The following is a 12,762-nucleotide window of genomic DNA, read 5'->3' as shown; positions in this document are numbered from 1 at the left end:
CTGCGGAGATGAGCCCACCCGGGGAGAGGTGCCCCTCGTGCCGAAAGGTGCCCCCGTGCGGAGGGGTGTCCCGCTGTGTAGCGAGCTGGGCCTGCCCGCGGAGATGAGCCCACCCGGGGAGAGGTGCCCCTCGTGCCGAAAGGTGCCCCCGTGCGGAGGGGTGTCCCGCTGTGTAGCGAGCTGGCCCTGCCTGCGGAGATGAGCCCACCCGGGGAGAGGTGCCCCTCGTGCCGAAAGGTGCCCCCGTGCGGAGGGGTGTCCCGCTGTGTAGCGAGCTGGGCCTGCCTGCGGAGAGGCCCCCTGCCAAACGGTCCCCCTGCCGAGAAGTCCCCCCGTGCCGAGACATGCCCCCGGATCAGCCCGCCCTGCCCTCCTCGGTCCGCGTCCGCTGAGAGGTGCCCGCCGCCTGGAAGTCCTCCAGTGCCGAGAGGTCCGCGTTCAGTGACGCCATCAGCTCCTCCATCTGCTGCAGCAGCCCCTTCGGCTGGGCCGCTGCGGTGCCTCCGCCCTGGTGCGGCACGGTCTCTTCGGACATGACGGCCTCCTCGGCCCTGGCCCCCCGGGGAGGCCGACGCGGGTGACGTCCCGGCGCTGAACTGCCGGGCGGGCGCCGGGCGTTCCGGCTCCGCACCGGCCAACGATCACCACCGGAGCGGGTCACTGGCGCGGGCAGCCACCCGCGCCGGCACGGACGTTTTTCACCCGACCGGGGACGCCCGGGCCCAGGGGGACCGGTGGGGTTGACGGGAGGCCCGACAGGCAGGATGGAGGGCATGGATCTTCGCATCTTCACCGAGCCCCAGCAGGGCGCCACCTACGACACCCTCCTCACCGTGGCGAAAGCCACCGAGGACCTTGGATTCGACGCCTTCTTCCGCTCCGACCACTATCTGAAGATGGGCGACGTCGACGGCCTCCCCGGCCCCACGGACGCCTGGATCACCCTCGCCGGCCTCGCCCGTGAGACCAGGCGAATACGCCTCGGCACGCTCATGACGGCCGCCACCTTCCGGCTGCCCGGCGTCCTCGCCATCCAGGTCGCGCAGGTGGACCAGATGTCCGGCGGCCGCGTCGAACTCGGCCTGGGCGCGGGCTGGTTCGAGGAGGAGCACACGGCGTACGGCATCCCCTTCCCGAAGGAGAAGTTCGCCCGTCTCGAGGAGCAGTTGGAGATCGTCACCGGCCTGTGGGCCACCGAGCCGGGCAAGACGTTCGACTTCCACGGCGAGCACTACGAGCTCAAGGACTCGCCCGCGCTGCCCAAGCCCGCGCAGCCGAAGATCCCGGTCCTGATCGGCGGGCACGGCGCGAGCCGCACGCCCCGGCTGACGGCCCGGTTCGCCGACGAGTTCAACATGCCCTTCGGCTCGGCCGAGGACAGCGAGCGGCAGTTCGGCCGGGTGCGGGCCGCGGCCGAGGAGATCGGCCGGGACCCCGGCTCGATCACCTTCTCCAACGCCCTCGTCGTCTGTGTCGGCAAGGACGACCAGGAGGTCGCCCGCCGCGCCGCCGCGATCGGCCGCGAGGTCGACGAACTCAAGACCAATGGCCTGGCCGGCACCCCGGCCGAGGTCGTCGAGAAGATCGGCCGCTACGCCGAGACCGGCTCCCGCCGCCTCTACCTCCAGATCCTCGACCTGCACGACCTGGACCACCTGGAGCTGATCTCCGCCCAGGTGCAGTCGCAGCTGCCGTGACGGGACGCCGCCCGGCCGCCGGGACGCTGTCGTCCGGTGACCGGGACGCGCGCACCCGTCAGCTGTGACACGGCTGTGACTGGAACTGTGGCTTCCGCCACAGTCGGCCGGGGCTCGCCCCTGATGGGGTGACCGGATGCGCAGAGCCCGCCGACCCCTCCTCCTCCCGCTCGTCGCCGCCGTGCTGCTCCTCGCCACGGCGTGCGGGGCGGAACGGGCGGACACGACCGGCGGGGTCGGCGCGGCCTCTCCGGCGCCCCGCACCCGGGTCACCGACCCGCCGGTGGACGGCGTACGGATCACCTCGGTGACCATCCCCTCCGCGTCCCCGACCCCCACCGTCACCGAGTCCCCGTGGCTCGTCCACGCGGACCGCCTCCCCACCTCCGGCATCTCCGCCGCCTACGAGGTCACCAACGACGGCACCGAGGCACTGACCTACACCGTCGTCCTCGCTTTCACGACGAGCGACGGCCAGGTCATGGGCAACCAGCGGGAGACCGTGCGTGACGTCGGCCCCGGCAGGACCGTACGGGGATCCGTGGAGCTGGACGTGCTCGCGCCGGGCGCCTCCCGGGTCACGGCGGTGAAGGTCGCCCAGGTCACCAAGGTCCCCGCCGACGAGGCACCGGCCGAGGCGGGCGCGTGCCCGTCCTCCGGGATCCGGGTCACCGCCGACCGGGGCGACGCCGCCATGGGACTGCGCGTCGTCGGCCTGCACCTGGAGAACTGCGGGAAGAAGGACTACACCCTCGACGGCTATCCGGAACTGAGCCTCCTGGACGCGGACCTCGAGCCGGTCGACGGAGTGAGGATCCTCCGGGGCGGCGACGGCATCGCCACGGGGACCGGCCTGGACGACCCGCCCCGCCCCCTCACCCTGAAGCCCGGCGAGACGGCCGTCTCCGGCCTGGCCTGGCGCAACACCACCGAAGCCGGCCTCGAGGCCGTCACCGTCCCCCACGTCCGGGTCCGCGCCAAGGCGGGCGCCGCACCGGTGACGATCACGCCCCGCCTCGATCTCGGGACCACCGGGAAGCTGGGCGTCGGCGCGTGGCAGCGGGCGGAACCGCGGTCCTGAGAAATTCCCGCGTGCACCCGGACCGATCTCTGTACGTTGGAGGGGCGCGCGGGCGCACGACCAGCGCTTTCGCTCCTACCGAACCCTTCCGAGGCACCCACCGTGTTCCTGACGATCACCACCACCGGCACCCCCGAACGCCCGGCCACCGATCTCGGCTACCTGCTGCACAAGCATCCCGACAAATCGCAGGCGTTCTCCACCTCCTACGGTACGGCGCACGTCCTCTATCCCGAGGCCGACGCCCAGCGCTGCACGGCGGCGCTGCTGCTGGAGGTGGACGCCGTGGCGCTGGTCCGGCGCGGCAGGGGCAAGGGCCGCGGCGGCGCCCCCGACGCGGCGCTCGCCCAGTACGTCAACGACCGCCCCTACGCGGCCTCCTCGCTGCTCGCCGTCGCACTGAGCGCCGTCTTCTCCAGCGCGATGCGCGGCGTGTGCAGCGCCAAGCCCGAACTCCCCGCGCAGGCACGGCCGTTGCGCGTCGAGGTGCCCGCGCTGCCCGCCCGGGGCGGCCCCGACCTCGTCCGCCGGCTCTTCGAGCCGCTCGGCTGGACGGTGACCGCCGACCCGGTGGCCCTCGACACCGAGTTCCCCGCGTGGGGCGACTCGCGGTACGTGCGTCTCGTCCTGGAGTCCGAGACGCTGACCGTCGCCGAGGCGCTGCGTCATCTGTACGTGCTGCTGCCGGTCCTCGACGACGCCAAGCACTACTGGGTCGCCTCCGACGAGGTCGACAAGCTGATGCGCGCCGGCGGGGCGTGGCTGTACGACCACCCCGAGGTGAAGCTGATCACCAGTCGTTTCCTCTCGCGCCGCTGGTCGCTGACCCGGCAGGCGATGGAGCGGCTGGAACTGGTGCGGCTCGCCGAGACCGACGACAGCGAGGTCGAGGACATCGACAACGCGGTCGAGGCGGAGGAGGAGACCGAGGAGAAGCCCACCCCGCTGGCCGTGCAGCGCAGGGACGCGATCATCGCCGCGCTGAAGGCGTCCGGCGCCGCCCGCGTGCTCGACCTCGGCTGCGGCCAGGGCCAGTTGGTGCAGGCGTTGCTGAAGGACCCGAGGTTCACCGAGATCGTCGGCGTCGACGTGTCGATGCGGGCGCTCACCATCGCCTCCCGCCGCCTGAAGCTGGACCGGATGGGCGAGCGGCAGGCGTCGCGCGTCCAGCTCCTCCAGGGCTCGCTCGCGTACACGGACACCCGCCTCAAGGGCTACGACGCCGCCGTGCTCAGCGAGGTGATCGAGCACCTCGACCTGCCCAGGCTGCCGGCCCTGGAGTACACGGTGTTCGGCTCGGCCCGTCCGCGCACGGTCCTGGTGACCACCCCGAACGTCGAGTACAACGTCCGCTGGGAGAGCCTCCCGGCCGGACACGTCCGGCACGGCGACCATCGCTTCGAGTGGACCCGTGAGGAGTTCCGCACCTGGGCGGCCGCGGTGGCCGAACGGCACGGCTACGGCGTGGAGTTCGTCCCCGTCGGCCCGGACGACCCGGAGGTCGGACCGCCGACCCAGATGGCCGTTTTCGAACTGAGCACCGCCACGACGAGGACCACGAACGAGAAGGAGGCGAAGGCGGCATGACCGAGACCCGGGAAACAGCGGAGCGGGGGCGGGTCCTGCCCGTCACCGACCTCTCCCTCGTCGTACTGATCGGAGCCTCCGGCTCCGGCAAGTCCACTTTCGCGCGACGGCACTTCAAGCCCACCGAGGTCATCTCCTCCGACTTCTGCCGGGGGCTGGTCTCCGACGACGAGAACGACCAGAGCGCGACCGGGGACGCCTTCGACGTCCTGCACTACATCGCGGGCAAGCGGCTCGCGGCCGGCCGTCGCACGGTCGTCGACGCGACCAGCGTCCAGCAGGACGCCCGCCGGCAGCTGATCGACCTGGCCAAGAAGTACGACGTGCTGCCCATCGCCATCGTGCTCGACGTGCCGGAGGAGGTGTGCGCCGAGCGCAACGCCACCCGTACCGACCGCGCCGACATGCCGCGCCGGGTCATCCAGCGCCACACCCGCGAACTCCGCCGCTCCCTGCGCCACCTGGAGCGCGAGGGCTTCCGCAAGGTGCACGTCCTGCGGGGCGTGGCGGACGTGGAGAACGCCACCGTCGTCACCGAGAAGCGCTTCAACGACCTGACCCACCTCACCGGCCCCTTCGACATCGTCGGCGACATCCACGGCTGTGCCGCCGAACTGGAGTCCCTGCTGGGCAAGCTGGGATACACCGACGGCGTCCACCCGCAGGGCCGTACGGCCGTCTTCGTCGGCGACCTCGTCGACCGCGGACCGGACAGCCCGGGCGTGCTGCGCCGCGTGATGTCGATGGTCAAGTCGGGCAACGCCCTGTGCGTCCCGGGCAACCACGAGAACAAGTACGGCCGTTACCTCAAGGGGCGCAACGTCCAGCACACCCATGGACTGGCCGAGACGATCGAGCAGATGGAGGGCGAGAGCGACGCGTTCCGGGCCGAGGTCCGGGAGTTCATCGACGGGCTCGTCAGCCACTACGTCCTCGACGGCGGCCGGCTGGTGGTCTGCCACGCCGGTCTGCCGGAGAGGTACCACGGCCGCACCTCCGGCCGGGTCCGCTCGCACGCGCTGTACGGCGACACCACCGGTGAGACCGACGAGTTCGGCCTGCCGGTGCGCTACCCGTGGGCGGAGGACTACCGGGGCCGGGCGGCGGTCGTCTACGGCCACACGCCCGTCCCGGAGGCCACCTGGCTGAACAACACGATCTGCCTGGACACCGGTGCCGTCTTCGGCGGCAAGCTGACCGCGCTGCGCTGGCCGGAGCGCGAGCTGGTCGACGTAGCGGCGGAGCGGGTCTGGTACGAGCCGACGAAGCCGCTGAGGTCGGAGGCGCCCGGCGGGCACGACGGTCGTCCGCTGGACCTGGCCGACGTCCACGGCCGGCGGATCGTGGAGACCCGGTACGACGGCCAGGCCCGGGTCTCGATCCGGGAGGAGAACGCGGCAGCCGCCCTGGAGGTCATGAGCCGTTTCGCGGTCGACCCGCGACTGCTGCCGTACCTCCCGCCGACCATGGCCCCGACGGCGACGAGCCAGGTGGAAGCCCGCGGCGGAGCCGCTGACGGACACTTCCTGGAGCACCCGGCGGAGGCGTTCGCGCAGTACGCCGCGGACGGCGTCGCGCGGGTCGTGTGCGAGGAGAAGCACATGGGCTCGCGGGCGGTGGCCCTGGTGTGCCGCGACGCGGACACGGCGCGCAAGCGCTTCGGGGTTGGGGGCACCTCCCGCTCGAGCGAAGCCGAGAGTGGGGGAGGCCCGACCGGCTCGCTCTACACCCGCACCGGCCGCCCGTTCTTCGACGACGAGTCGGTGACGGAGGAGATCCTCGGGCGGGTGCGCGCGGCGGTCGACGAGGCCGGTCTGTGGGACGAACTCGACACGGACTGGCTGCTGCTGGACGCCGAGCTGATGCCGTGGTCGCTGAAGGCGTCGGGGCTGTTGCGTTCGCAGTACGCGGCCGTGGGCGCCGCGTCCGGGGCGGTCTTCCCGGGTGCGCTGGCCGCACTGGAGGGCGCGGCCGCGAGGGGCGTCGACGTCTCCGACCTCCTGACCCGCCAGCGCGAACGTGCCGCTGACGCGGCCGCGTTCACGGACGCGTACCGCCGTTACTGCTGGACGACGGACGGCCTGGACGGCGTACGCCTGGCCCCCTTCCAGGTGCTCGCCGTCCAGGGCCGCAGCCTCGCGGGCCTGCCCCACGACGAGCAGCTGGCGCTCCTGGACCGTCTGGTGGAGCACGACAGCACCGGTCTGCTGCAGACCACCCGTCGTCTGTACGTCGACACGGCCGACCCCGAGTCGGTGCGGGCCGGCGTCGACTGGTGGCTGGAGATGACCGGCCGGGGCGGCGAGGGAATGGTCGTCAAGCCGCTCGGCGCGGTCGTCCGCGACAGCCAGGGCCGGCTGGTCCAGCCCGGCATCAAGTGCCGGGGCCGCGAGTACCTCCGGATCATCTACGGCCCGGAGTACACGCGCCCCGACAACCTCGCCCGCCTGCGCGGACGCTTCCTGAACCACAAGCGTTCGCTCGCCGTCCGCGAGTACGTCCTCGGCCTGGAGGCCCTGGACCGTCTCGCCGAGGGCGAACCGCTGTGGCGGGTCCACGAGGCGGTGTTCGGCGTGCTGGCCCTGGAGTCGGAGCCGGTGGACCCGAGGCTGTGACCTCGGGCCCGTCGGGGTCAGTGTCCGACGGCCGGCGGGTCGAGGGCCTCCAGGGTGCCCACCGCGCCGCCGCCGTCGTCGCCGCCGGCGATGTAGACGCAGTTGCCGGTCGCGCCGGGCGGGCAGGAGAGGGCCGCGGCTCCGGCCTGGAAACGGGGGGTGGGCAGTGACGGCAGGCTGGTCCAGACGTCGGAAGCCGGGTTGTAGGACTCGGTCGTGCCCAGGGGGGTCGTGCCGCTGATGCCGCCCACCGCGTACACGCAGATGCCCGACTGGCCCGGCGGGCAGGTGGTGGCGGCCACGCCCGGAGTGTCCCTGGCGACGGTCAGCGACGCCACCAGGCTCCAGGCCTTCGTGGCGGGGTTGTAGGACTCCACCGTGTCGGAGACCGCGGGGTCGAGCCCGCCCGCGGCGTAGACGCAGGTGCCTCCCTGACCGTTCGGGCAGGGCGCGGCCGCCGCGCCCTGCCCCGAGCGGGCCGCGCTCAGTGACGCGACGATGCTCCAGGACTTGGTCGCGGGGTTGTACGCCTCCACGGACGCGAGGTTGCCGGAGGTGTTGAAGCCCCCGATGGCGTAGACACAGGTTCCGGTCTGCCCCGCGGGGCAGGGCGCGGCCGCCGCACCCAGGTACGAGCGTGCAGTCCCCAGCGACGCGAGGGCGGTCCAGGAGTTGGTCGCCGGGTTGTAGGACTGGACCGTGCGTGAGTACCCGCTGCCGGAAACACCGCCGATGGCGTACACGCACGTGCCGGACTGCCCGGCAGGGCAGGGAGCGGCCGCCGCCGCGAGGGCTCTGCGGGCCGTGGGCAGGACCGGCAGCGTCGACCAGGCGTTGCTGGTCCGGTTGTACGACTGCACCGTGTTCAGCACCGAGCTGCCGTCGGAACCGCCCACCGAGTAGAGACAGGTCCCGGTCTGCCCGCGCGGGCACGGCGCGGCAGCCGAGCCCAATTGGAACCGAGCCGTGGGCAAGGACGGCAACGTGGTCCAGTTCAGCCCGTTGCTCGCACCGGCGGGCAGCATCCCGCACAGGACGGCCACGGCGGTGAGCACCCCGGTCAGGGCACAGCGGGCACGCCACCTTCTCGGGATCGTACGTATGTGAGGCAAGGCGGACTCCTGTCGCAGAGGGGGGCAATACCAGGGATGTCCCACGCCCCGCGGACGACCCGCCGCCGAAACCGTACATTTCGCCCTATCGGCTCAGGAATCGACCCGGGACGCGCACCTCACCCCACCAACCGCAGCCGCTCCCCGCACACCCCCACCCGCACCGTCTGCCCCCACGTCAGCTCCACCGCGTCGCTCTCGATCCCGTCCCCGAAGGCGACGATCCGCTCGGACTCGACGGTGAGGGTGAGCCGGCCGCTCCCCGCCAGCTCGCCCGCCACGTACGACGTCCCCGTCGCCGGGGACGGCCACGCCTCCCGTACGAACCACACGAGCCGTTCCTCCGTCGGCCCCGGCAGCCGGAAGCCGCCGCCCCGCTCCTGCCAGACCGAGCGGATCCAGCCGGTGGCACCCGTGCCGGTGCCGACCAGCACCCCGGAGGAGGCCTGGGCCTCGACGACACCCCCGTCGTCCTCGAGGCCCAGGCGGTAGCGGGCGGTCTGGTGACCGGCGGCGCCCAGGTAGATCTCGTTGAGGGCCAGCAGCCGCTGGGTGTCGTCGGCTACGGCCTCCACCATGGTCAGCTCCGACAGGCCCGTGGCGGAGGCGAGTACCGAGGGCAGGAGCACGCCGGCGTCCCTGGGCCGGTGGCGGACCAGGACGCCCGGGTTGCGGCCGGGGTCGGTGTCGATGCCCACCACCGGTTGTCCGGTGAGGTACTTGGCCACGTTCGCCACCAGACCGTCCTGGCCGACCACGATCACCACGTCCTCGGGAGCGAAGAGAAAGCGGTCCAGGTCGGTGCGTTCGACCCGCGTCTGACGCCAGGTCAGGGGGATCGCCCCCGTCACCTCCGCCAGGGCGCGCCGGGTACGGCGGTGGCGTTCCGCGATCTCCTCGATGTCCCGGCCCCGCGAGGAGAGGAAGAAGGCGGCCTGGCCGTGCGTGCCGTGCCGGGCCAGCAACTCCTCGTACTCCGTGGTGCGATGGACCAGCACGGCCCGCGGGGCGAGGCTCACTCCCGGGCTCCGAGCTTGGCGAGCAGCCCGGTGAGCACGTCCGGCGAGATGGTCACGCTGTCGATGTGCGGCAGGTTCTCCGCGAGCCGGGTTCCGGTGAGGGCGTGCAGGGTCGCCACGTCCACGTCCGCGTGGACCCGCAGCCAGGCAGCCTGGGCCTGGGCCCGTGCCTCGCCCACCTCGCGCGCCGCCTCGGCCTCCGCACGGGCCAGCCGTACCGCACGGGCGGCCTCCGCCTCCGCGAGCTTGACCGTGCGCGCCGACTCCGCCTCGGACAGCCGCTCCGTGCGCCGCGCCTCGGCGTCGGCCAGCTGGATCTGCTTGGCGGCCTCCGCCTCGGACAGCTTCACGGCACGGGCCGCCTCGGCCTCCGCCAGCTTCACCGACCGCGCGGCCTCCGCCTCCGCCAGCCGCACCGTCCGCGTCGCCTCGGCCTCCGCCCGCACCTTGTCCGCGGCCGCGCTCTCCTCCGCCTCGCGGCGGGTGTTCGTACCGCGCTGCTCGACCAACTGCTCCTCGCGCCGGGCGAGTTCGATCTTGCTGGCCAGTTCGTTCTCGGCGATGGTCCGCTCCCGCTCGACGGCCACCGCCCGCCGCTCGTACGTCGCCCGGTCGGCCTCCTGCTGGATCTGCTCACGGGCCGGCGTGCGCAGCGCGCGCTCCACCTCCGGCTCCGGGCGCAGCGCGACCACGCGGACGGCGACCACCTCGATGCCGGTCGCCGGTAGCCGGGGCTCCGCGTTCAGCCCCGCCGCCACCCGTTCCCGCACCGCCGTGACCCCGTCGACCAGCGCCGACGACAGCGACGTACGGGCCAGGACGTCCAGTGCGTGCTGCTGCGCCGTCTCCGTCAGCAGCGAGCCCAGCTGCTCCAGGGGCGAGCCCCGCCACACCCCCGTGTCCGGGTCGATGGAGAAGTCCAGGCGGGCCGCCGCGAGCGCCGGGTCGCTGATCCGGTACGTCACCGTCGCCTGCACCGCCACGTCCTGGAAGTCGGAGGTGCGGGCATGGAAGGTCATCGCCAACTCCCGGTCGTCGACCGGTACTTCGGAGAGCGCAGCGGTCAGCGCGCGGAACCAGAAGCTGAGCCCCGGCCCGTCGTGGAGCAGCGTGCCGCCCCGGTGGTGCCGGATGTGTGCCGTGGGCGCACCGCGCAGGTGTCGCCAGCCCAGACGCCGCGTGATGTCGGCCATCGAACCCCCTCGTTTTCGTCTTGTCGACGATAATCGCTCGCGCCGGTTATCGTCAAGAGGACGAGAACGAGAAGTCGAAGAAACCGTCGAGCAACGGGTCAAGACGCCGTGCGATGGTCAGGATGGAGGCATGGGATTCCATGTCGACTCCGAGGCCGGGCGGCTGCGCCGCGTCATCCTGCACCGGCCGGATCTCGAGCTCAAAAGGCTCACGCCCAGCAATAAGGACACGCTCCTCTTCGACGACGTGCTGTGGGTGCGCCGGGCGCGCGCCGAGCACGACGGGTTCGCCGACGTACTGCGCGACCGTGGTGTCGAGGTCCACCTCTTCGGTGATCTGCTCGTCGAGGCCCTGGAGATCCCGGCGGCCCGCGCGCTCGTCCTGGACCGCGTCTTCGACGAGAAGGAGTACGGGGTGCTCGCCACCGACCACCTCCGGGCCTCCTTCGAGAACCTGTCCGCGGCCGACCTCGCCGAGAGTCTCGTCGGCGGTATGACCAAACGGGAGTTCCTGGAGGCCCACCCCGAGCCGACCTCCGTGCGCTTCCACGTCATGGAGCTCGACGACTTCCTCCTCGCCCCCCTGCCCAACCACCTCTTCACCCGCGACACCTCCGCCTGGATCTACGACGGCGTCGCCGTCAACGCCATGCGCTGGCCCGCCCGGCAGCGGGAGACCGTGCACTTCGAGGCGATCTACCGGCACCACCCCCTGTTCCGTGGAGAAACGTTCAACGTGTGGTCCGAGGGGCAGGCCGACTACCCGTCGACCATCGAGGGCGGCGACGTCCTCGTCATCGGCAACGGGGCGGTGCTCATCGGCATGAGTGAGCGGACCACCCCCCAGGCCGTCGAGCTGCTCGCGCACAAGCTGTTCGCCGCCGGCTCGGCGCGGACCATCGTGGCCCTGGACATGCCGAAGCGGCGCGCCTTCATGCACCTCGACACCGTGATGACGATGGTCGACGGCGACACCTTCACCCAGTACGCCGGCCTCGGCATGCTGCGCTCGTACACCATCGAACCGGGCGTCGGCGAGAAGGAGTTGAAGGTCACCGACCACCCGCCGGAGCACATGCACCGGGCGATCGCCGCCGCCCTCGGCCTCAACGAGATCCGGGTGCTCACCGCCACCCAGGACGTGCACGCGGCGGAGCGCGAGCAGTGGGACGACGGCTGCAACGTCCTGGCCGTCGAGCCGGGCGTCGTCGTCGCCTACGAGCGCAACGCCACCACCAACACCCATCTGCGCAAGCAGGGCATCGAGGTGATCGAGATCCCGGGCAGCGAGCTGGGCCGGGGGAGGGGCGGGCCGCGCTGCATGAGCTGTCCCGTCGAACGGGAGGCCGTATAGCCGTACAGGTGCCTGTATAGAAATGCCGAGTGTCGTATAGACTTCCAAGGGTCCCTGTCACTGCACCTCTGCACGCACCTCTTGGAGCGCCCCATGGCGACAGTCCCGACCGCCCTCGCCGGACGCCACTTCCTCAAGGAGCTGGACCTCACCGGCGAGGAGTTCCGCGGCCTGATCGAGCTGGCCGCCGAACTGAAGGCCGCCAAGAAGGCCGGGACGGAGATCCAGCACCTGCGGGGCAGGAACATCGCACTGATCTTCGAGAAGACCTCGACGCGCACCCGCTGCGCGTTCGAGGTCGCCGCGGCCGACCAGGGCGCCTCCACCACCTACCTCGACCCCTCGGGCTCGCAGATCGGCCACAAGGAGTCCGTGAAGGACACCGCGCGCGTGCTGGGCCGGATGTACGACGGCATCGAGTACCGCGGCGACAGCCAGCGGAAGGTCGAGGAGCTGGCCTCGTACGCCGGCGTGCCCGTCTACAACGGTCTCACCGACGACTGGCACCCCACCCAGATGCTCGCCGACGTGCTGACGATGACCGAGCACAGCGCCAAGCCCCTGGCGGACATCGCCTTCGCCTACCTCGGCGACGCCCGCTTCAACATGGGCAACTCCTACCTCGTCACCGGCGCGCTGCTCGGCATGGACGTGCGCATCGTCGCCCCCAAGACCTACTGGCCCGCCCAGGAGATCGTCGACCGCGCCCGCGAACTCGCCGAGACCAGCGGCGCCCGCATCACCCTCACCGAGTCCCTGACGGAGGGCGTCCTCGGCGCCGACTTCGTCGCCACCGACGTCTGGGTGTCCATGGGCGAGCCCAAGGAGGTCTGGGACGAGCGGATCGCCGCCCTCGGCCCGTACGCCGTGACCATGGACGTCCTGCGCGCCACCGGCAACCCGGACGTCAAGTTCCTGCACTGCCTGCCGGCCTTCCACGACCTCGGCACCAAGGTGGGCCGCGAGATCCACGAGACCCACGGCCTGGAGTCCCTGGAGGTGACGGACGAGGTCTTCGAGTCGGCCCACTCGGTCGTCTTCGACGAGGCGGAGAACCGGCTGCACACCATCAAGGCCGTCCTGGTCGCCACCCTCGCCTGAGCG

General features: G+C 72.0%; 10 protein-coding genes. 6 read left to right on the top strand and 4 right to left on the bottom strand.

All coding sequences use genetic code 11. The features are described 5' to 3' along the window. Positions 1-355: 355 nt before the first annotated feature. Positions 356-535 (bottom strand): hypothetical protein, encoded by a 180-nt coding sequence (locus ACIRF9_RS12175; protein ID WP_403819552.1) that lies wholly within the window; start codon positions 533-535, stop codon positions 356-358. Between the two features lie 238 nt (positions 536-773). On the opposite strand from ACIRF9_RS12175, the gene ACIRF9_RS12170 reads away from it, so the two are divergent. The 4 genes from ACIRF9_RS12170 (at position 774) to ACIRF9_RS12155 (ending at position 6,980) form a co-directional block, all read left to right on the top strand. Beyond that, on the top strand, positions 774-1,697 hold the full coding sequence (locus tag ACIRF9_RS12170) for an LLM class F420-dependent oxidoreductase (protein ID WP_403819550.1): 924 nt from the start codon (positions 774-776) through the stop codon (positions 1,695-1,697). Positions 1,698-1,833: 136 nt separating this feature from the next. Beyond that, positions 1,834-2,778 carry a DUF4232 domain-containing protein gene (locus ACIRF9_RS12165; protein WP_403819549.1) on the top strand — a complete coding sequence of 315 codons (945 nt, stop codon included), beginning with the start codon at positions 1,834-1,836 and terminating at the stop codon, positions 2,776-2,778. Positions 2,779-2,880: 102 nt separating this feature from the next. Then, a complete protein-coding gene (locus ACIRF9_RS12160; protein ID WP_403819547.1) occupies positions 2,881-4,365 on the top strand; it encodes a 3' terminal RNA ribose 2'-O-methyltransferase Hen1 in 1,485 nt (494 codons plus the stop codon). Next, entirely contained in the window at positions 4,362-6,980 is a 2,619-nt protein-coding gene (locus tag ACIRF9_RS12155; RefSeq protein ID WP_403819545.1) for a polynucleotide kinase-phosphatase, read from the top strand. Before ACIRF9_RS12160 ends, ACIRF9_RS12155 begins: the two co-directional genes overlap by 4 nt. Before the next feature lie 17 nt (positions 6,981-6,997). Here ACIRF9_RS12155 and ACIRF9_RS12150 read toward each other — a convergent pair whose 3' ends face one another. From ACIRF9_RS12150 to ACIRF9_RS12140, 3 genes are all read right to left on the bottom strand, one after another. Beyond that, positions 6,998-8,092 (bottom strand): Kelch repeat-containing protein, encoded by a 1,095-nt coding sequence (locus ACIRF9_RS12150; RefSeq protein ID WP_403819543.1) that lies wholly within the window; start codon positions 8,090-8,092, stop codon positions 6,998-7,000. Positions 8,093-8,211: 119 nt separating this feature from the next. Then, positions 8,212-9,111 (bottom strand): hypothetical protein, encoded by a 900-nt coding sequence (locus ACIRF9_RS12145; RefSeq protein WP_403819542.1) that lies wholly within the window; start codon positions 9,109-9,111, stop codon positions 8,212-8,214. Continuing rightward, positions 9,108-10,304 (bottom strand): SPFH domain-containing protein, encoded by a 1,197-nt coding sequence (locus tag ACIRF9_RS12140; protein ID WP_403819540.1) that lies wholly within the window; start codon positions 10,302-10,304, stop codon positions 9,108-9,110. The genes ACIRF9_RS12145 and ACIRF9_RS12140 overlap by 4 nt, the downstream gene beginning before the upstream one ends. A 130-nt stretch (positions 10,305-10,434) precedes the next feature. Here ACIRF9_RS12140 and ACIRF9_RS12135 point away from each other — a divergent pair, with 130 nt between their 5' ends. Beyond that, on the top strand, positions 10,435-11,658 hold the full coding sequence (locus ACIRF9_RS12135) for an arginine deiminase (protein WP_403819539.1): 1,224 nt from the start codon (positions 10,435-10,437) through the stop codon (positions 11,656-11,658). Between the two features lie 93 nt (positions 11,659-11,751). Continuing rightward, entirely contained in the window at positions 11,752-12,759 is a 1,008-nt protein-coding gene (gene argF / locus ACIRF9_RS12130; RefSeq protein ID WP_403819537.1) for an ornithine carbamoyltransferase, read from the top strand. Positions 12,760-12,762: the final 3 nt, after the last annotated feature.

Origin of the sequence: Streptomyces sp. NPDC096132, assembly GCF_044763345.1 — a bacterium.
Classification (GTDB): Bacteria; Actinomycetota; Actinomycetes; order Streptomycetales; family Streptomycetaceae; genus Streptomyces.
The sequence above is the reverse complement of the archived record's forward strand: the minus strand, read 5'-3'. Positions and strand labels throughout refer to the sequence as shown.